The 20,788-nt window shown below is 54.6% G+C and carries 16 protein-coding genes and 2 pseudogenes; 1 reads left to right on the top strand and 17 read right to left on the bottom strand.

Going from position 1 to position 20,788, the window contains the following annotated elements; translation table 11 throughout:
- Positions 1-18 precede the first annotated feature (18 nt).
- Complete coding sequence (gene pflA / locus OCH02_RS10830) at positions 19-759, top strand: pyruvate formate lyase 1-activating protein (RefSeq protein WP_012006131.1); 741 nt, start codon at positions 19-21, stop codon at positions 757-759.
- A 51-nt stretch (positions 760-810) separates the two neighbouring features.
- On the opposite strand, the gene OCH02_RS10825 is transcribed toward pflA, so the two are convergent.
- The 17 genes and pseudogenes from OCH02_RS10825 to OCH02_RS10745 all read right to left on the bottom strand — a co-directional run bounded on the left by OCH02_RS10825 (position 811) and on the right by OCH02_RS10745 (position 20,740).
- On the bottom strand, positions 811-1,956 hold the full coding sequence (locus OCH02_RS10825) for an MFS transporter (RefSeq protein WP_153857318.1): 1,146 nt from the start codon (positions 1,954-1,956) through the stop codon (positions 811-813).
- Positions 1,957-2,171: 215 nt separating this feature from the next.
- On the bottom strand, positions 2,172-3,098 hold the full coding sequence (locus OCH02_RS10820; RefSeq protein WP_261431222.1) for a pseudouridine-5'-phosphate glycosidase: 927 nt from the start codon (positions 3,096-3,098) through the stop codon (positions 2,172-2,174).
- Positions 3,095-6,931, bottom strand: coding sequence for an amino acid adenylation domain-containing protein (locus tag OCH02_RS10815; RefSeq protein ID WP_261431221.1), 3,837 nt, complete (start codon positions 6,929-6,931; stop codon positions 3,095-3,097). The genes OCH02_RS10820 and OCH02_RS10815 overlap by 4 nt, the downstream gene beginning before the upstream one ends.
- A gap of 391 nt (positions 6,932-7,322) precedes the next feature.
- Positions 7,323-8,015 (bottom strand): HAD family hydrolase, encoded by a 693-nt coding sequence (locus OCH02_RS10810; protein ID WP_261431220.1) that lies wholly within the window; start codon positions 8,013-8,015, stop codon positions 7,323-7,325.
- Positions 8,016-8,035: 20 nt separating this feature from the next.
- On the bottom strand, positions 8,036-8,260 hold the full coding sequence (gene pptA, locus OCH02_RS10805) for a tautomerase PptA (protein WP_261431219.1): 225 nt from the start codon (positions 8,258-8,260) through the stop codon (positions 8,036-8,038).
- Positions 8,261-8,283: 23 nt separating this feature from the next.
- Positions 8,284-8,934, bottom strand: a complete 651-nt coding sequence (upp, locus tag OCH02_RS10800) for a uracil phosphoribosyltransferase (RefSeq protein ID WP_135315917.1) — start codon at positions 8,932-8,934, stop codon at positions 8,284-8,286.
- A gap of 127 nt (positions 8,935-9,061) precedes the next feature.
- Positions 9,062-9,478: an NUDIX hydrolase gene (locus OCH02_RS10795; protein ID WP_261431218.1), complete on the bottom strand. Its 417-nt coding sequence runs from the start codon at positions 9,476-9,478 to the stop codon at positions 9,062-9,064.
- A gap of 12 nt (positions 9,479-9,490) precedes the next feature.
- On the bottom strand, positions 9,491-10,672 hold the full coding sequence (locus OCH02_RS10790; RefSeq protein ID WP_261431217.1) for a questin oxidase family protein: 1,182 nt from the start codon (positions 10,670-10,672) through the stop codon (positions 9,491-9,493).
- Complete coding sequence (locus tag OCH02_RS10785; RefSeq protein ID WP_261431216.1) at positions 10,662-11,105, bottom strand: DMT family transporter; 444 nt, start codon at positions 11,103-11,105, stop codon at positions 10,662-10,664. Before OCH02_RS10785 ends, OCH02_RS10790 begins: the two co-directional genes overlap by 11 nt.
- Positions 11,106-11,116: 11 nt before the next feature.
- Complete coding sequence (locus tag OCH02_RS10780; RefSeq protein WP_261431215.1) at positions 11,117-11,575, bottom strand: DMT family transporter; 459 nt, start codon at positions 11,573-11,575, stop codon at positions 11,117-11,119.
- A gap of 294 nt (positions 11,576-11,869) precedes the next feature.
- Entirely contained in the window at positions 11,870-12,487 is a 618-nt protein-coding gene (dmsD, locus tag OCH02_RS10775) for a Tat proofreading chaperone DmsD (RefSeq protein WP_261431214.1), read from the bottom strand.
- Positions 12,488-12,536: 49 nt separating this feature from the next.
- Positions 12,537-13,246 (bottom strand): annotated as a pseudogene (locus OCH02_RS10770) (DmsC/YnfH family molybdoenzyme membrane anchor subunit).
- A gap of 1 nt (position 13,247) precedes the next feature.
- A pseudogene (locus OCH02_RS10765) lies at positions 13,248-13,453 on the bottom strand (dimethyl sulfoxide reductase subunit B); the annotation flags it as partial.
- 131 nt (positions 13,454-13,584) lie between these two features.
- The gene (gene serS, locus OCH02_RS10760) at positions 13,585-14,877 is read right to left on the bottom strand and encodes a serine--tRNA ligase (protein ID WP_261431213.1); all 1,293 of its coding nucleotides are present in this window, start codon (positions 14,875-14,877) and stop codon (positions 13,585-13,587) included.
- Between the two features lie 110 nt (positions 14,878-14,987).
- Positions 14,988-16,331 carry a replication-associated recombination protein A gene (locus tag OCH02_RS10755; RefSeq protein WP_012006115.1) on the bottom strand — a complete coding sequence of 448 codons (1,344 nt, stop codon included), beginning with the start codon at positions 16,329-16,331 and terminating at the stop codon, positions 14,988-14,990.
- A 7-nt stretch (positions 16,332-16,338) separates the two neighbouring features.
- A complete protein-coding gene (gene lolA, locus OCH02_RS10750; protein WP_135315908.1) occupies positions 16,339-16,950 on the bottom strand; it encodes an outer membrane lipoprotein chaperone LolA in 612 nt (203 codons plus the stop codon).
- Positions 16,951-17,149: 199 nt separating this feature from the next.
- Positions 17,150-20,740: a DNA translocase FtsK 4TM domain-containing protein gene (locus OCH02_RS10745; protein ID WP_261431212.1), complete on the bottom strand. Its 3,591-nt coding sequence runs from the start codon at positions 20,738-20,740 to the stop codon at positions 17,150-17,152.
- Positions 20,741-20,788 lie beyond the last annotated feature (48 nt).

Here is a 20,788-nt window from a genome sequence, read left to right as displayed (position 1 = left end):
ATTGGAGAAAACCCTGCAATGTCAGTAAAAGGCCGTATCCACTCCTTCGAATCCTGTGGCACCGTAGACGGCCCGGGGATCCGCTTTATCGTTTTCTTCCAGGGCTGCCTGATGCGCTGCCTGTATTGCCACAACCGTGATACCTGGGATACCCACGGCGGGAAAGAAGTCACCGTGGAAGAGCTGATGAAAGACGCCGTCTCTTATCGCCACTTTATGAACGCTTCCGGCGGCGGCGTTACCGCTTCCGGCGGCGAAGCAATTTTGCAGGCCGAGTTCGTCCGCGACTGGTTCCGCGCCTGTCACGAAGAAGGTATCAACACCTGTCTGGACACCAATGGTTTTGTCCGCCGTTACGATCCGGTGATCGACGAACTGCTGGATGCCACCGATCTGGTCATGCTGGATCTGAAACAGATGAACGACGACATTCACCAAAATCTGGTCGGCGTTTCCAACCACCGCACGCTGGAGTTCGCCCGCTATCTGGCGAAGCGCAATCAACGCACCTGGATCCGTTACGTCGTGGTGCCGGGTTGGTCAGATGATGACAAGTCGACGCACCTGCTGGGTGAGTTCACCAAAGACATGACCAACATCGAGAAAATCGAACTGCTGCCTTATCACGAACTGGGCAAGCATAAGTGGGTGGCGATGGGGGAAGAGTACAAGCTGGACGGCGTCCATCCACCGAAAGCGGACACCATGGAACGCGTCAAAGGCATTCTGGAAAGCTACGGCCACAAAGTAATGTACTGAGGCCATGGCTACAACAAAAAACCCGGCGCGCTATGGCCGGGTTTTTTATGCTCAGGCAGCAGCCAGCGGGGTGTGTTGAGGGTCCGGTTTCTTCAGCAGCATCATCAGATAGACCAGTGCTACTGCGGCGATCATCACAAACAGCGATTGGTCGGAATAATTTTGCATCAGCAGCGCCGTCATCGACGGGCCGAGCAGGCTGCCGATGGTGTAACTCATCAACAGTGCCTGATTCATCGCCACCAGCTCATGAGGCATCGCTTTCTCACAGGCCCAGGACATCGCCACCGGGTACAGGGTAAACCCGGCACAGCCGAGAATGAAGAGCGCCGGTGCCATGGCAGAGTGACTGAGCATCGCCACGCTGGCGAGGATCACCACAAATACCTGAATACGCAGCACCAGCAGGCGCCCATAGCGATCAGCCAGGCGCCCTACCGGCCACTGGCCGACAATGCCTGAACTGACCAGTAATGCCATCCAGTAACCGACGTTGGCGTCGCTCATCCCCTGATGGGATAAATACAGCGGCATCAGGCCATACAACGAACCGAGAACAATACCGGAGATAATACAGCCATTGATGCCCAACCGCGCACTGCGGCGTTTCAACATCGGCCAAACCGCGGCGTGCTGAGGTTCGTCGTGCTGGCTGTTAATCCGGGCAAACAACATCGGCAATATGGCGCTGATCACAATGGCCGTCACCCAGGGCACCACGTTCAACAGTTCGGTAGACACCATACTCAGCAGCAGCTGGCCGACCACCGTTCCCAGGTAGTAAACCATCATATAGGCCGCCAGCAGTTGGCCACGGTTGGATAGGTTTCCGCTGCGCAATAAGGCGCTCTCAACAATCACCCAAATCCAGGCGCAGCCGATACCGGCAAAGAAACGCCAGCCCATCCAACTCCAGAAATCGAGCGACAACGCCATACCGGCGGTCGCCACGGCGAACACCACGCAGGCAAGGTGATAACTGCGGGTAAAGCCAATGCGCTGGATCAGTTTGCCCGCCATCAGCGTGCCAAACAGATTGCCGGTAAAGTAAGAGGAACTTACCATTCCCACCTGCCCGGTTGACAACTGAGCATGGGTTAACCAAAGAGGAACTAACGTATTCAATACGGCAATAGAAACCGTGAGCAACAACAGGCCACAGAGCAGCAGGAGCACTGGCCGGGAATATGCGGACATAGTGAGATTGAAACCGAACGCGCAATGAGAGTGCGCGCATCATGCCACTGGCGATAAAAAAGTCAATCAGCTCTTATCAGTGGATCGCACGATTTGTTTTTTGTCACCCTGGCGCAGAGTAACTTCTTCAGAAAACAAACTTCCAATGACCCTTTAAGGCATGCGCCAATCGGGTTTCGGCGTCGCCCCCTCCCTGAGGACAACGCCGGCTTTTCTTAGCGCGACCGGTGATAAACCATGGCCAACTGGCCCGCAATTTCGGCTGTATTCACCAACACCGCCGCGTTGGCCATGGCCGAACGGCCATGGGTTGCCTGCTCTACCGCTTTCATAATGAATTTGGTTACCTGGCTGCCAGTCACGCCTTCGGCGGTCGCGTCCTCGATGGCGGTCTGGATCGCTGCCTGAACGTCACGGCTGTCAATCGCATCCTCCGGTTTGGTCGGGGCTGCCACCACCATGGCCGCACTGCCCGGCAATGCGCGGTTAATATCAATCGCCTGAGCAATCGCCTCCAGGCTGTCCAGCCGTTGCGGGCTGCGATAACCGCTACTGCGGCAATAGAATGCCGGGAAATCGTCCGTCTGATAGGTCACCACGGGAACGCACTGGGTTTCCAGAAACTCCAGCGTACGCCCGATATCGAGGATATTTTTGGCACCTGCACACACCACCGTCACGTCGGTGCGGGTAAATTGAATCAAATCGGAAGAGATATCCATGCTGTCCTCCCCCCCGCGATGCACGCCGCCAATACCCGCAGAGGCAAAGAAACGAATGCCTGCCAGTTCGGCCAGCATCAGCGACGAAGCCACCGTGGTGGCCCCCATGCCTTTTTGCGCCAGCACAAAAGGCAAATTGTTGCTGGATACTTTCGCAATACCAGGCGTGGTGGCGAAACGTTCGATCTGTTCGCGGTGCATGCCCACCAAAATTTCGCCATCGCAAATGCCAATGGTCGCAGGAACCGCGCCGCTGCGGCGTACTGCCGCCTCCACCGCCAGCGCAGTCTCCACATTGGCAGGATAGTTCAGCCCATGGGTAATGACATTTGATTCCAGCGCAACCACCGCACGGTGACTTTCCAGGGCGGCCTTCACTTCTGGATGAATAACTAAAGGCAGTAAATTAGCTCGCATCATGACTCACTTATCACATTAACGGAAACAGAGGGAAACAACGCCGCTTGCAGTTGCGCGACACCTTCAGGCAGCAGCAGCTGGTAATGGTCCACCGCCAGCGAGATCACCCGCGGCGGATTGGCCTGCAGGGCCGGTGAGTTTTCAAGTTGGGAATAATGGTCACCGGCCGCTTTAATAACGGTCACCGGCGCCCGAACCTGGCGTTGCTGCAATTCCTCGAAGTTATAACCGAAGGCATAGGTTTGCTTGACGATCTCAATGATCCGCGCCACCAGTTCCACCTGAAGCTGTGGGAAACAGCGGCAAATAAAACGCACAAAATCCCCCTCTTCGCGACACTCTGACAGACAGCGTTCAAGCAAGGGTCCCTCCACCTGGCGGGCAAAAACGGAAAATAAAATCGCCACAAACACCGGGTTGGTGAAACTGACCTGTTGGTTACCCTCTTGCTCTCGGTCAAATTGCGTTTTCGGCGAACCGGGAGCAATCAGATACAGCGCCTCCACTTCCTGCCCTTCGGCCTCCAACTGGTAGGCCGCTTCAAAAGCCACGCGTGCGCCGAACGAGTATCCCCACAACGTATAGGGCCCGTGGGGCTGCAAGCGCCGGATTTGCACGATATCGGCCGCCGCCATCTGCTGAATGGACTCCAGCGGCAGCTCCCCTTCGTTAATTCCCAGCGCTTGCACGCCATAAAAGCCACGCGCCTGACTCAGGCTCTCTCCCAGCGCTTTCAGACTTAGTGGATAGCCTCCCAGACCTGGCCAGCAGAAAATCGCCGGTGCCTGTTGTCGATTAAAGGGCACCAAGCGCGATAGCTGTGGCGCGAGATAGGCATTGCGTTCTATCCAGTCGGCCAAAGCAACGATGTTCGGCGTTTGGAACAGGATCTGCATCGGCAATTTAATATCGAGCGCTTTGTTTACCTGGTTGATAAACATCACTGCAGTGAGTGAGTTACCCCCGCTTTCAAAGAAATCATCATCCGCAGAGACCCTTTCCCACTTCATGACCCGACACCAGATTTCGGCCAAACGCTGTTGCAATTCGCCCTCTGGACTCAGGAGCGGCTTTTCGGTATTGAGTTGGCAAGCATACATGCGATTAAGCGTTTGTTGGTCGACCTTACCGTTGGCCATTAGCGGCAGTTTGTCCATGACCAGCACGCGGTTCGGGATCATATATTGTGGCAACTGTACGGCTAGATCGGCTTTCAGCATTTCGGTTGGCCCTTGCATATGCACCCGATCCTCATCCATGCCGTCATGGCACAGCTGCGACTGGCTGAGCGGGCCGCCGATACAGAAATAGCAGCTCTGCATCGGTAACCCGTGGCGAGTCAACAGCGCCCTCATCGCCTTTGCGGCAGGCAAGTCGTGCCCGCTTTTCGAGCTATAGCCGGCCGACATCATCCCCAGCCCCAGCGGATTGGCTTGCAGGCGATGCAGCGCACGCCCCAGCATAATGTAATGCCCCAGAGCATCGGCATGGTTGTTCACCAGCATGATGCCAAAGCCCGCACGTTGATAGACCTGCTGATTGATGGCGATAACGTGGTGGCGTGCCAGGATCTCCTCATCCATAAAATGCAGCGCTCCCTGGCGATAGTGGTACAGCCCAGGAGACATATCGGCGACGCCCTGCGCATGCACCTGGACAAAAAATTCCGGATGCTCGACAACGGCCTCCATATTGGCAGGCTGAATGCGGTAATCGCCAAAATAATAGTCAGTTGCGGCTCCGTCATACCACTGTGGCAATGCCTCCGGTTTGGCACCGTTGATGACCTGCAGGCCATATTCCGGCAACAGTTCATCGAATAGCCCCAACATATGACCCGCCTCCATCTCCAGAACCTCTTGAATATTGTTCTGATAAACCTGATCGATGGCCGCGCGTTTGCCGATAAAATGGATTTTAAGGCTCGCCGTTGCCTGTTCAGGCAGTTCGCATACGCAATACAAGCGGTGGTGTACAGGGTGGTAATAATAGATCCCCGCCGGCCAGTCACACATGCGGTGAAGTTCGAGATACATCTGAACCGAATACAACGCCCCCGGCGATGCATAGGCGTATTTGGGCAACAAACGTTTTTCACTGGCGAACTGGCCAAAGTTACGCAGCAGCGCGCCAAAATCCTCCGCCGACAGCGCATGCAGCTCACTCGCTAATACGGCGCGCGGGCTACGCCCCAGGATCGACAATAATTGCGCCTCGGTGACCCGCGTCGTCCCTTCAAAGAAACGGTAACTTTTGCGGCTGAAAGCCCGATAGCTTTGCTGCGCTGTAGCCTGTGCGCCGCCAAGCGCGATCGCGGGCAATGCCCGACACTCCTCCTCGCTGCGGCACCCCGCATTGGACAGCTGAGCTTTAACCTGTTGCCGACTGGCCTTGGATTGATGATGCTCGCCATGGACACCCTGATCCATCAACACCGCATGCTGCGAGTCCAACTCGACGCAGGCGATCAGGTTTTGATAGTGGGTTCGCTCATCCTCATTGACCATCACCGCCGCCCTTTTCACCCAGAGGTGACGCTCAATCGCCAGGCGAATTTCATCGAGCTCGATACGGTAGCCACGCAGTTTAATCTGGTTATCGGCCCGGCCGGAAAAGTGGTAATCGCCGAGGCTATCCCGGTAAACCACATCGCCGGTGCGATACATACGCGCATGTTCGGCCGCAGTGGTAAACGGATTCGTCAGAAATCGTTCAGCCGTCAACTCGGGACGCTGCAAATAGCCATTGGCCACCTGCACACCGGAAATGTACAGCTCGCCTTTCTCGCCCTCGGCCACCGGCTGACGGTGCGCATCAAGTACATAAAACGCGGTATCCACCACCGGCCTGCCAATTGAAACGGCGTCCGGCGACTGTTCCAGCCCCTCTTTCTCAACCTCGTGCACCGACGCATTGATGGTACATTCCGTTGGACCATACAGGTTGACCAGGCCGGCCTGCGGCAGACACTGAAAGAACTGCCGCGCCAGGTTACGCGTCAATATTTCGCCGCCGCAAAAGACCTGGGTTAGCGCCTGGCAATCCTGCAACAGTGGCTGCTCGACCAGCGCTTGCAGCAGCGTCGGGACGCATTGCAGACTGGTGATTTGATGACGCAGCAATGTCATCACCATCATATCCGGATCGCGGTAGCAATCCTTTGGTGCCATCACCAGCGAACATCCCATCGCCGGCGCCAGGATCTCCCACTGTGCCGCATCAAAGCTCATGGGCGTTTTCTGCAAAATTTTGCTGTGTGCGCCAAAAGCGAAACGACCGGTCAGGTAATGCATATGACGGGAAATATTAGGGTAGTTGACCATTACGCCTTTCGGTTTGCCCGAACTGCCGGAGGTGTAAATGACATAGGCCAGCCGCGCGGTATCGCTGGCATCAGCAATGTCAAAAGCTGCTTCGGGTAAGTCAGAAAGATAAGGAATGTCATTGTCGGTAATAATCGTGACATCGGCCCCGATCAGCGTTTGCAATTTTTCTTTGAGATGATACTGGCAAAAAATAACTTTTACCGCAGAGTCGGCAATCATATAACGCAGCCGCTCATCGGGATATTCTGGCGCCAAAGGTAAATAAGCATAGCCGCTGGCCAAAATCCCCCAGGCGCCGCTTACCACAATAGTGGAAGGCTCGCAGAATAAACCGATACAAACGCTGTCTGTTCTAGCCCGCTGCCGCAAACAGGAGGCAATACTGAAAACATGATGGCAGAAGTCGCGATAATTCAGTACGCCGTCCGCGTCCTGTACCGCTATGGCTTCGGGTTGCTGGCTATAGTGTTGAGCCAACTGTTCAAATAGTCCCGCCGAAATATCCATTTTTACTCTATGAACGCCTCACATTTGCAAGGATCCCGGTAGGGTTGTAATGACGACGTGCTTTAGCAGCACTTCCCATTCAGGGAATTGCCCAACCTTATACAATTAGGGATATCTGTCGTTGTCATTACTGTCGTTATCCATACAACTTTTCGGCACTCACCCTCTTTCAGAGTTAATAGTTGTCAGTTGGCAGATTACAACTGACGTCATTTTTTCGCAGGCATGAGCCTGAGCGACTTTTTGCCCATATCCTTTGGATCTATTTATTCGTCATGGCGCTAATTACGTTATCAGTGTAAGCATGGCGATATTTATCGCCCGTAAACTTTCACCATTAAGAAATAGCGCTGTCTGCGGCCCTGAATAACCAGTAATTCCTTTGCTGCTGCTAGCCTGCTACGCGACTAACCTCTCTGTGCCGGCACCAGTCAACCACGGCGGCAAAAGAGCTTACAATAATGCTGGGCTCGGCCGCGGCCAGTACCTTACGATTTTGGATACCATAATCCACCGCGATCACCTGACAGCCAACCTGATGAGCCATCAATATGTCGTGCGTAGTATCCCCCACCATCACCGCCTCGATCGCTCTGACCTGATAGTGATCCAGGATTTTGTTGCCGGACTCCGGCGCCGGTTTTTTCTCCGTCACCTGGTCGGCACAAACCACCACATCAAACAGCGGAGCAATGCCCGCCGCCGCCAATAGCGAATTTGCACTGCGTGCGAACTTATTGGTGGTCACTGCCAGATGAAAACCGGCTTCTTTCAACTGTTGCAGGCCCGCAGCGACGCCAGGAAATAGCAGCGAAGCCGCCATGGGTAAAATCAGCGTCTGAAACTGCCGTTGATACTCCGCTACGCAGTCAGCCACTGCCCGCCCATCGGCCTCCTGAGACAGCAATTGTGCAAAGGCACGCTCCAACGGCAGGCCTATCGTTTCACGGATCAGCTCATCATCGGCCGGTTGTGGTAACTGCAGTTGTTGAAAGGTGGCACGAAAGGCAGACACTATCGCTCTCGCCGTATCAAAAAGGGTACCGTCAAGGTCAAACATAATGACTCGGAGTTCAGGTTTCATAGATGTCATCTTCTTGAAGGTCAGTAATTAGGGACTTTAATTAAACAGTCTTTTTTATTTTCTATTTCCGGGCGATAAACCTGCGTCTGCCAGTCATCGGCAGACACCTGCTCTATTGCAATGGAAACGACACCGGCATCGCACTGTAATGCTTGCGTAATAGCCCGCGTTATCTCCTCTGCCAAAGCATTCTTGGCGGTTTGGGAAAGCACCTGCGGAAAGTGCTGAATTTTCACGTGCGGCATGTTTTTTCCTTTGTAGAGTTTAATTACCCGTGCCGGGTACCAAAATAACGGTCACCGAAGTCGCCGATCCCCGGTTTCATAAAGGCCTGATCCGAGAGTCCCTGCTCAATGGACGACGTCACCAGTTGGATGGCCGGGAAGCGGGTAAACAAACGATCGACCCCTACCGGCGATGCCAATACATTAACAACATAGATATTTTCCACCGGCACGCCTTGCTCCAACAGCGTTTCGATTGCCATGATCAGCGATCCGCCCGTGGCCAGCATAGGTTCAAATAGCAACACGGCGCGTTCGGCAATGTCGTCGGGGAAATGAGAGTAGAAATATTTTGGCAGCTTGCTTTGCGGATTGCGTTGAATAAGTATTTTGCCTATCGGCTGGCCGCTAAACATTCTGCGATACTCACCCTCAAAACTTTCCCCGGCGCGGATCACCGAAACGCCGCAAATACCACGGGCAAGTTTTAGCCCCGTGTAGGTTTCGCCAATTGGCGTAATCACCTCATGTTTTTCATACGGCAGTAATGCGGCGGCCTGCACCAGCAGTTGGCGCAGCAATTGATCGCTATAATATTCAAAGCAGGCGTGCTCCGCCTGCTTATTACGGATTTGAGTGTGTAAATAAGTAAGATAATGACTTGGGGCCAGCAGATGAATATTAGAAAGTTTCATAACCTTGTTCTTTTAACAGAGTAATAGATGCATAAGCACCGCCCTTCACCGGCTTGGGTGAAAGGAAGGCTTATATCGATTAAAAATAAAAGTCAGTCTGTAACTTATCAATATCAACAGGTAATCATCAGTCGATAAGGTGTATTTCCTTGAGCTCGTTCAATACTTTTACCGCAACTTCGGAACAGCGATAGCAGTCCGCATGGGTTAACCAGGAAATCTCTTCTATTTCGGCATTGGCTTTGATTTCACCGCTGAAATCGGCAGAAAAACAATGTATCTTCACCATCACGCCTGCAGGTTTACCATCGGCTTGCCCATGGAATTCGCCCAGTGAAATAATACTGTCATTAATTAAATCGACGGAAAGTTCTTCTTTAATTTCTCGGGTCAAAGCGTCTCGATCGCTCTCTCCTATTTCCCGTTTGCCGCCGGGAATATAAAACGTCTCCTTGTTATACGAACGAGCCATCAGGACTTTTTTATCCTGGATATAAACCCAGCCTAATTTATCAATGAACTTTGCAGCAGGCTTGTTATTCACTCTGTTGACCTCTCACTCCAGGTTAGGTGCATGTTCAAACGACGGCGGCAATTGGGGAGTTGTGGTGAACTGATGTGCGGTGGCACGATACAGGGTGCATTTGGTACGCAACCATAGCAGTTTCATCACATAAACCAGTTTTGGGTTATGCTCCTCTTCCTCTTCCACGGCTCGCGCGGTGAGCTGCCGCCACTCGCGTTCCCATAGCGGATCGCGGATATCGTCGTATTCATCGGCATAAAGATGCTGGAGAGATTGTAGCTTATCAGGGTGAGCCAAACTATCGGTGGCAAACAACATGCACTGCATCCCGACCCAGTAGCTACAAAGCACCTCGCGCGCTTCTTGCTCAGGTAAATGCCCGGCGATTTGTTCCATGGCCAACAATGACGTCAATAAGTGAAGCAGCAGAAAATTTCCCGGAGTGGTCAGGTAGATTAATGTGACCGTCTGATAGAGTTGCGCCCAGGCCTGCTCGAGGCTCTGTTGCGTCAGCCACTCCGGCTGGCGATAAATCTCCTCATGGCCCTGCTCCAGCACGCAGGCTATGCGATATTGCAGACCGGAACGCTGTAATTCAGGATGGATACGCGCCTTGATTTCCTCAGCAGGCGTTTCAATAACTGCGCTCTGCCAGGCCAGCATTTCTTCCCGCCGTTGCTGCCAGCCGTTCGCCAAACGTAGCACAGAGTCAAAGACCGCTGGCTCCGCAAGACGAGGGTCGTATCGAGAGCGTCGATGATGGCAGGGTACGTACGAATAGGCCATATAGGCCAAGCCTTCGACGATCATCACCTCATGCTCGGCCAGCAACGCCCAGCCCAGATGAATGGTGCCGTGCGTCAACGAACCCACCCAACCATCAATCAGTTCCGGCAGGTAGCTGGCAAGCACCTGTTCACGACCCTGTTCACGTATCTGCTGCCGGAAAAAGTCGCAATAGGCGCTAAAACTGCTGCGTTTGCCCAGCAGGCTACGCCAGTTCGCACTGTCAACCTGATACCTGGCTTTTCTGGGTGGCTCCAACCCCATGCCGTAAGGCGTCATGGCGGCATAGCGGCGGTAATACCAAAGGATGCGTTCCTCAGGCACGCCCAATCCAGCCAAGGCGATAACCGCATGTTTAACATGGTTGGTGAGATGCCCGTTAAACTCTATGTCGTATCGCTGATCATCTAACAGTTCATTTATCATGATGATATTTCTCGAGTGTCGATAGGATGATCCCAAGGGTGATCAGTGCCACTCCCAATAGCTGAATGAGATGACTGCGCCCACCTTGATTAATCACATCAAACAGCACGGCCGAGAACATCTGACCGCCAATAATTAATACCGAAGTATTCAGCGCCCCCATTTTGGGGAACACGTAGCTGCTGGTTGCCACGAACAGCGCGCCACACCCACCACCAATCCAGGCATAGGCCGGAACTTGCGCCCAATGGAACTGCCCTAGCTGTTGCCAGTAAAACGCCGCCACCATCAGGGTCAGAAATAAGAACCCCACCGAGTGATTCCATAAGGAGGTGCGAAATGCGCCAATAGAGGCGCTCAGCTGGCCATTAATCACCCTGGCAGAGCTAATAATCATCCCGTTTAACAGGGCAATAAAAATAAGCGTATCCACGTCATCGCTCCCTAAAGGCTATAGATAATTAGAAAACAGCCGGAAATAATCAGAGCAGAGATATACAGGCTACTGCGTGTCATTCTTCGTTTTTGTGAGCCGAATAAACCAAAGTGATCTGAGACAAAACCGAATAATAATTGCCCAACCAGGCCAAGAGAAATTGTGCTGGAGAGAGGAATGCCACCGTTAATTGCCATCGTCGCCAAAATGACGGTAAAGGCTCCGGGAATTCCGCCAAGATAGAGCCACCAGGATCGTTTCTGTGGCTTATTATTCGATTCCTGAGGATTTTTTTTAACAAATAATAGAATAAGCAGCAATGAACTCAACATGCCAATACCGTGTGCCACCCACGAGGCGACGACAGAAGAGGTTTGTTCAGACAGAGCGCTGTTGGCTTGAAACATTAAGGTAAGAAAAAAACCGCTAAGAATAGCGATAAAAATATTTTTAAAATTGCCTATCATAATGTGTGACCTGCGCATTAAAAAACCACTAAGGTGATTTTACAATCCTTGTACAGCAAAGCCTAAGAACGATGCCAAGAAGCTTTTACTCATATAATCCGCAAAAAAAACTACACCCATCGATAAAGCATGTCAATGGAATGTTAAGATTGATTTAATAATTCATTAAAATTAAACATTCAGGGAGCTGATGGTGGAGCAGAGGGGAGGCACTGGCGATAACCCGCCCTTTTATGAGTCGATGCGGAGGGTAAACCAGGAACAGCCGCCTACTTTGGCGGCCGTTCCTTTGTATCAGAAATGCAGATCTAAAGATTCAACGTCAGCAGAGCATTCGGCAGCCCAGGCGCTCAGAGTGACCTGCGCCAATTGCGCCAGCCCAAGATAGAAAGGATGTTGCGCATTCGCCTGCAGCAATTCCAGATAGCGCGGTGCCCAAGGCAGTAAATGTTTGGTCAGCAATTGCTCCACCAACCCACCCTGACGCTCTTCGGCTAACCATGCCACCATCATCAACAAGGTACCGATGTAATCTTCCGGCTCATTGCGATCGTGTTGCGCGTCGATACCATTCGAACGCAACCACCTGCGCAGGCGCAAAGTAGAATTGCCAAACAGCACGTTCTCTTTGTCCAGATACACCGAACCCCATAACGGAGCCGGTAAGGTGTCAGGCCCGACAAACAGACGTTGGTAAGCCTCTGCCAACGACTCCTCTTGTTCATCTTCAATGCCGGTGGCGATCAGTGCTGCCGCCGTCTGCAACTGCTCGGCGTCGCCATACGGCCACTCTTTGACCCACTCAGATTCAGACAAGGTTGCCAACAGCTGTTGACCGTCTTCACTTTCTGGCGGTGCATACAACAACACGCCCAGCACCCGGCCCGTTAAAGCGATATTTTCAAGCGTCATAAATCAAGGATCCTATTAAGGGCACAGCGAACTGTGCCTGACTACAATATTAACCGGCTACCGCCATGCCAACGGTCATATGCAGGCCATAGAACACACCACGGCCTACCAACTCACCGGCGATAACCAAAATCAAACCCAAAACCATCCCCATCACGCTCGCGTTACCCCGGCGCAACAGTGGGCAAATCCAACAGCCTAAACCTGACACCACCAACACCAGCTGCCCAACCATTAACTGGCCAAATTGCGGGATCAGCGTGGATGCCTGCTGTACCGAGCTATTGATACTGGCCAACTCATAGCCTTGCATCATCACTGCACACAGGCTTGCCAACAAGTGCCACCACGCTAAGAATAGCCAGCGAATAGCGGGCTGATACCGCTAATCCAGCCGCACGCAGCAATAAAACGCCCAGCAACGGCCCGCAGATCAGCGTCGTCAGGAAAAAGTTCAGCGTAGTGTAACCGTTATGCCAGGTTGGCACAGTATCGATTTGATACCCCCGCGTCATGGCGTAAACAAAGACCGCGCCCAGCGCCATACTTTACCCAAAGCCGCTGGCATTCTGCCCAGTATCGCCGGCAACCCAAAAAAACCGACGGCAAAGAACAACGCGCCGCTGGCAATTTCGTTACTCAACGCCGAAGCGCCAATGCGGTTTAACGCGTTAAACGCCCGTAACGGTACCCCAGGTGTAGCCTAGAAGCGACAATAGCGATGCCCATCAGCGGCCACTCATGCCATCCCATGCCCATATTAAACCGCCTTCGGATTGGCCAAATAGCCCGTGGTATCGCCACCTGGCCGGCTATTGGCATTGGTTTCAGCACTATGCCGGGCCGGATAAGATGCGCCGCCGGCAGCGGAGCCACCTGCGCCAGGGTGCCATGCCGTTGCCGTAATTTTTCGATTGGGCCAAAGTTCAGTGCCCACAGCGGACATGACTCCATGCAAATGGGCTTGAGTAGTGAACTTTGTCGGCTATCAATAAAGCAGGGGAAGCATCTGAAAGAAAATGGCTTTCGAACAAGGGAGTAATAATTTTTATATAAAAAAAGCGCCCGCAGGCGCTTTTCGTAGCATAACTAATTCGTTAACCGATATATTCCAGACCACCCATATATGGGCGTAATACTTCCGGTACCTGAATACGACCATCAGCCTGCTGGTAGTTTTCCAGCACTGCCACCAGCGTACGACCGACCGCCAGACCAGAACCGTTCAGCGTATGCACCAGGCGCGGCTTCTTCTCGGTTTTGCTGCGGCAACGGGCCTGCATGCGGCGTGCCTGGTAATCCCACATGTTAGAGCAGGATGAGATCTCACGATAAGTATCCTGCGCCGGCAGCCACACTTCCAGATCGTAGGTCTTGCACGAGCCTGCGCCCATATCACCGGTACACAGCAACATTTTGCGATATGGCAGGTTCAGCAACTGCAGCACTTTCTCTGCATGACCGGTCAGCTCTTCCAGCGTAGCCATCGAGTCTTCCGGACGGACGATCTGCACCATCTCGACCTTGTCGAACTGGTGCATGCGGATCAAACCACGGGTGTCACGGCCATAAGAACCGGCTTCGGCACGGAAACAAGGCGTATGCGCAGTCAGCTTCAGCGGCAAAGATTCCTCTTCCAGGATCTCGTCGCGCACCAGGTTGGTCAATGGCACTTCTGCGGTTGGGATCAGTGCGTAGTTGCTGCTGTCGGATTCTTCTTCCAGCGGTTTGGTGTGGAACAGGTCTTCACCAAATTTCGGCAACTGGCCGGTACCGAACAGTGTGGCATGGTTAACCAGGTAAGGAACGTAAGTTTCCTGGTAGCCGTGTTGTTCGGTATGCAGATCCAGCATGAACTGGGATAACGCACGGTGCATGCGGGCAATTTGCCCTTTCATCACCACAAAGCGTGAACCGGTCAGTTTTACCGCAGCGGCAAAGTCCAGACCACCGGCCATTTCGCCCAGATCGACATGATCGCGCACCGGGAAATCATACTGGCGCGGTTCACCCCAGCGGCTGACTTCCAGGTTATCGCTGTCGTCTTTACCGTCTGGTACTTCATCGTCAGGCAGGTTCGGGATCGCCAACGCATAGTCACGGATTTCAGCCTGCAGCTGATCCAGCGCGGCCTTGGCCGTGTCCAGCTTGTCACCCAGTTCGTTTACTTCGCGACGCAGCGGCTCAATGTCTTCCCCGCGTGCTTTAGCCGCGCCGATGGATTTCGATCGGGAGTTACGTTCTGCCTGCAGCGTTTCGGTTTCTACCTGCAGAACTTTGCGACGCTCTTCTTGAGAACGCAGCAGATCCAGATCGAGTTTAAAGCCTCGGCGAGCCAGTTTGACGGCGACTGCGTCTAGCTCATTACGCAGCAGATTGGGATCGAGCATGCTAATCCTGTGCTTATTGTTATTGAAAGAAAATTTGATGTTTTATTCGGCTGAATTTGAAGCCGCATAAAGGAAGAGTGATACCCGCTAACCTTACCGCAACGGCAACGCTAGCGGTAGCGTTTTGTCTGGCTATTTTGATCCTGCTCAGCAAGCCATGCCAGCTTTTCACCAATTTTACCTTCCAGCCCGCGCGTGGTTGGATGATAGTAACGCGTCCTGGCCATTTCGGGTGGGAAGTAATCCTCGCCGGCGGCATAGGCATTGGGCTCATCGTGAGCATAACGATACTCTGCACCCAGCCCCATTTCCTTCATCAGCTTGGTTGGCGCATTGCGCAGATGTTCGGGGACATCATAATCAGCCATCTCTTTGGCATCACGTATTGCCGCTTTGAAGGCCGTGTAAACGGCGTTGCTTTTTGGCGCGCAGGCCAAATAGACAATAGCCTGGGCGATAGCCCGCTCGCCTTCCGCCGGGCCGACGCGGGTAAAGCAGTCCCAGGCTGCGATGGCTACCTGCATGCCACGCGGATCGGCATTACCCACATCTTCAGAAGCAATCGCCAGCAGCCGGCGTGCCACATACAGGGGATCGCCCCCGGCGGTAATAATACGTGCATACCAGTACAACGCAGCATCCGGTGCTGAACCACGCACCGATTTATGCAGCGCCGAGATCAGATCGTAAAAGCGGTCACCTTTATTGTCGAAACGCGCGCTGCGTTCGCCGGAAACTTCTTTCAGTAATTCCGGTGTCAACACGCGAATGCCTTTGGCGTTGATCTCCGCCATGTCCGCCATCATCTCCAGGCTGTTCAGCGCCCGGCGGGCGTCGCCACCAACCAGCTCTGATAACATGCGACGCGTCTCTTCCGGCAGTTCGATGTTCTGGCCGCCAAAGCCCCGGCTGCTGTCCTGCATCGCCTGATCCAGCACCTGGCTGATATCTTCGGCGGTCAGTGCCTTCAGCAAATAAACACGGGCCCGTGACAATAGCGCCGAGTTAAGCTCAAAAGACGGGTTTTCGGTGGTGGCGCCGATAAAGGTGATGGTGCCGTCTTCAATGTGCGGCAGGAAGGCGTCCTGCTGGCTTTTGTTGAAGCGATGGACCTCATCGACAAACAGGATAGTGCGGCGACCGGCGTCACGGTTTTGGCGTGCTCGCTCGATCGCCTCACGGATCTCTTTGATCCCGGACGTGACGGCAGAAATACGCTCGACGTCCGCCTGACCATAACGGCCGATCAATTCCGCCAGCGTCGTTTTCCCGGTGCCCGGAGGCCCCCACAGAATCATCGAATGCAGTTGCCCCGCCTCGATAGCGCGCGGCAAAGGCTTGCCGGCGGCCAGCAGATGCTGCTGGCCGATATACTGTGCCAGCGTGGTCGGCCGCATCCGCGCGGCCAATGGCTGGAACTCATTCTGGGAAAAATCGAGCGACATATTACTCACGCGGACCTCACTGGCGCTGGTCGTCCAGCGTCACCCCCTTCGGCGGGGTAAATTTAAATTTGCTGGCATCGGCAGCAACGTTCTGCTGGCTTTTCAGTGCGTAAGAACTGCGCTGGCCATCCTGCTCAACCGCGGCAAAACTGCGGATAGTGCCGCTGTTATCCACGCTAATGGCGAACTGCTTCAGATTACCGCTGCTGGATTTTGGCGTCAGCTCAAAATCATTACCCTTCTGTTTAACGTTGTACTGTTTCCAGTCATTGGCGTTATTGCGGGTGATCAGCATAAACGGCGTATTGCCGGTAGCATTTTTCAGCCAGGTGGCGGTCACTTGCTCAACAAAGGGGTTGTAGAACCACAGGGTCTGACCGTCTGACACCAGTACACTCTCGTCTGGCGAGGTCATGTGCCAGTTAAACAGGTTTGGACGTTTCACCCAAAGTTCACCTTCACCCTGCTGTACCGCAGCGCCATCGCTGCTGGTCACGGTCTGGGAGAAGCTGGCGTGGAAACTGTTCACTTTCGCCAGGCGACTTTGCAAATCCTGCGCGGCGTCGGCCAGCACAGAGGTGGAAGCGAATCCCGAAAGCAGACAACAGGCAACTAACAGTTTTTTCATTATTCCAGATACCTTATGAAATGCGTTAACCGCAAGGCGGTGCCGTGCGGGTCAAATGAACCCTCAACACCTTCACTCTACCCGAAGCCATTCGCCGGCAGATAGGCCAATGTTCCGAGAAGCCGATGGGTTTACGCTTCTTTGCACAAGGGCCGCTAAGCGGCCCTTTTATGATTAAATAACAACGATTAAAACTTAATCAGTCATGCCGTGGCGGTGCCAGCACCTCGCGGTTGCCGTTGTGCCCCTGCTCGCTGACGATGCCCTGCGCTTCCATCTGTTCGATGATACGCGCGGCGCGGTTATAACCGATGCGGAACTGGCGCTGTACGCCAGAGATAGAGGCGCGGCGTTTATCCACCACAAACTCCACCGCCTGATCAAACAACGGATCCAGCTCTTCGTCACCGTCCAGGCCGCCGCCAGTTCCCCCCTCACCGTCGTCACCGGCGCTGAGGATACCCTCTTTATATTGAGGTCGCTCACGCGCTTTCCAATCCTTAACTACCGCATGCACTTCCTGATCGCGCACAAATGCACCATGCACACGGACCGGAATCGAGGAGTTAGGGGCCAGATACAGCATGTCACCCATCCCCAGCAGGGATTCAGCACCGCCCTGATCGAGGATAGTACGGGAGTCAATCTTGCTGGACACGGTAAAGGCAATACGGGTCGGGATGTTGGCCTTGATCAGGCCGGTGATCACATCCACCGACGGACGCTGGGTTGCCAGCACCAGGTGGATCCCCGCCGCACGCGCTTTCTGCGCCAGACGAGCAATCAGTTCCTCAACCTTTTTGCCGACCGTCATGATCAGGTCGGCAAACTCGTCGACCATCACCACGATATAAGGTTCTTTCTCCAGTACCGGCGGCGTCATGTCCATGCTATCGGTCGGTTTCCAGAACGGATCCGGGATCGGACGCCCCATGGCTTCAGCCTGATCGACGCGTTCGTTATAGCCGGCCAGGTTACGCACACCGAGCGCAGACATCAGCTTGTAGCGACGCTCCATCTCGGCGACGCACCAACGCAGGGCGTTAGCGGCGTCTTTCATGTCGGTGACCACATCCGTCAACAGGTGCGGAATACCTTCATAAACCGACAGCTCCAGCATTTTCGGGTCGATCATGATAAAGCGCACTTCTTTCGGCGTGGCCTTATACAAGATGCTCAGGATCATGGCATTGACCCCAACCGATTTACCGGAACCGGTGGTCCCCGCCACCAACAGATGCGGCATTTTCGCCAGGTCGGCGACGACCGGTTCGCCAGAAATATCTTTACCCAGGACGATCGCCAGCGGCGACGGATTATCGCGGAACGCCGGGCAGTCCAGCACTTCTCGCAGATAGACCGTCTGACGTTTAACGTTAGGCAGTTCCAACCCGACGTAAGGCTTGCCGGGGATCACTTCAACCACACGTACCGCCGAGGTTGACAGTGAACGCGCCAGATCGCGCGACAGGTTGGAAATGCGTGCAGCCTTGACGCCCGGAGCCAAATCCAGCTCGAAACGGGTGATGACCGGGCCTGGCAAAATATCTACCACGTCGGCTTTCACCCGGTAATCGGCCAGGCTGGCTTCCACCAAACGCGCCTTTTGTTCCAACGCGAAGGAATCTACCGGTTCCACCTCTTTCGGGGCTTCGGTCAGCAAATCCAGCGTCGGCAACGGCGTGGTCGGTTTTTGCAACGGCATTTCGTTACGCATCAGGAACGGGTGGATCAGACTGTCCATTGCCGGCTGCTGCGCGGCCGCAGGCTCAGGTTGCGCTACAGGCTGCTGATAGGCAGGAGGCTGTTGCTGCACGACCGGTTGCTGCTGCGCTGGTTGATAAGCTGGCTGCGCCGGTTGATGTTGATAAGGTTGTTGTACCGGCGGGGTCTGAGGCTGCGCCTGCGACGGATAACCCGGCGCGGCCGGCTCAAACTGACCGAAAGGCACATCATCTTCACGCTCGCTTTGCAGCTCGATACGTTCTTCCAACTGCGGCGACAGGGTGAACAGTGGCTCAACCGGGCCATCATCAACCAAATCATCCATCGGCGAGAAGCCAAACGCATTGCGGGTATCTACCGGCGTAGTTGGTGCCACCGATGGCGCGGCCTCTGGCTGGCCATAGCGCTGGCTTTGCTGGTCGGCAAACGCCTGACGCAGCGCGGCCTCTTGCAGAGCAGCTTCATCATCCAGATTATCCGACTCGGACTCCCCGCCGTAACGCTGGCTTTGCTGCTCGGCAAACGCCTGGCGCAACGCCGCTTCCTGCAGGGCTTCATCATCTTGCGAAAGATTATCCGCCTGCTGCAGTGGCTCATCGTCCCCACGGGTACGTTGTTCCTGTTCGGCCATACGCTGGGAAGGCAGCTTGATGCCGTAGGAAGCCAGCTCACGCCGGGTCGGAATACGCACCGGGTTCGGGCGCGGCAATTCTGGGCCGAGGCCTTGTTTCACCTGTGAATTTGCGTCACTGGTAGCGGTAAAGGCCGGCATAAAGGTATTGGCGGCAACAGCACCGGCAATTGCCGTCGCGGCGGCGGGTGCCTGAGGTTTCGCGCTGCCAAACGGTGAGACGGCAGGCTCGGCGGCACTGAAACCGGCCGGAGCACTGACATCAACATGATCACGTTGGGCGGCAGAGAAATCAAATGGAGATCGGTCGTGCGACGGCGATACGGCCGGAGCATCCCAATTGCCCATACGCGGCTCGTCGTCGTCCTGGTAAGGATTGATCGGACGTGTCGTCTTAGGCGTTGGTGTCTCTTCAGGGATCTCAAACGAGTACAGCGGTGGCGCGGTGTTTTCCGCTACCGCGCTCATCGGATGCTGGTTCACCGAGGCCGGAGCCGCGGGTGCCGCAGTAACCGACGGGGCCGGAGCCACAACAGGTGCCGCCGTGGCTGGTACGCTGGCTGGCGCCGGCGCAACAGGCGTGATATTCGCATCATCGTCGTCATTAGCCCGCAGGCCGCTGAGCAACGGATCTTCGGCATCTTCCGCCGTCATTTTAGCGGTTTCCGTGACCGACGGCGCAGAGAACAATACGTCATCTTCCGCTGCATTGGCCGCCGTCGCCGTGGCAGACGCCGCAAGTGCGGCTTCCTTGTCTGCAGACTCAGGCTGCTCTTCGACGTAGCGGTCGTCATCGTCGTGATAACGCTCTTCACGGCGTGAACGGTTGGTCATAAAGGTCGCCGTCCCCAACACCACACCGCCGATACGCTCGGCGATCACCAGCCAGGACCAGCCGGTAAACAGCGTCAGCCCCGCAGCCCAAACGCACAGCAGGCCCAGGGTGGCGCCAATGCCGTTGAACCACGGCAACATGGCGTTGCTCAGCAAACTGCCGATCACACCGCCGGATGCGAAGTAATAGAGATCGTCGACATTCAATGCCGCCAGGCCACATGAAGTGAGCACCAGCGCCAACATGCCGATCAGGCGCAGTGAAAGCGCAAAATAGTCGATGTATTCGCCGCCGCCGCGCTGGCGATAAGCTGCCCAGCACAACACCAGCATGATCGGCGGTATCGCATAGGCGAGAACCCCGAAGGTGAAGAACAATGTGTCGGCCATCCAGGCCCCGACGCCACCGCCCAGGTTATGAATAGGCTCATGCCACGCGGTCTGCGACCAGCTTGGGTCAGACGGATTGAAACTGACCAAGGCAGCCATGAGGTATATGGCAAAAATGGCTACCACAATCAACACAGCTTCGAGCAAACGGCGGCCGCTGCTGAGTTTTCTCAAGGTAACTTCTTTATCTTCTGTATATTCCTGGCTCAAGAAAGGCTCTCCAGGTTCCTGTTAGCTGACATAGCAACAGCGCCGAGA

Source organism: Serratia quinivorans (genome assembly GCF_946227985.1).
Lineage (GTDB): Bacteria > Pseudomonadota > Gammaproteobacteria > Enterobacterales > Enterobacteriaceae > Serratia > Serratia quinivorans_A.
This window is presented reverse-complemented; position numbering and strand designations above follow the sequence as displayed.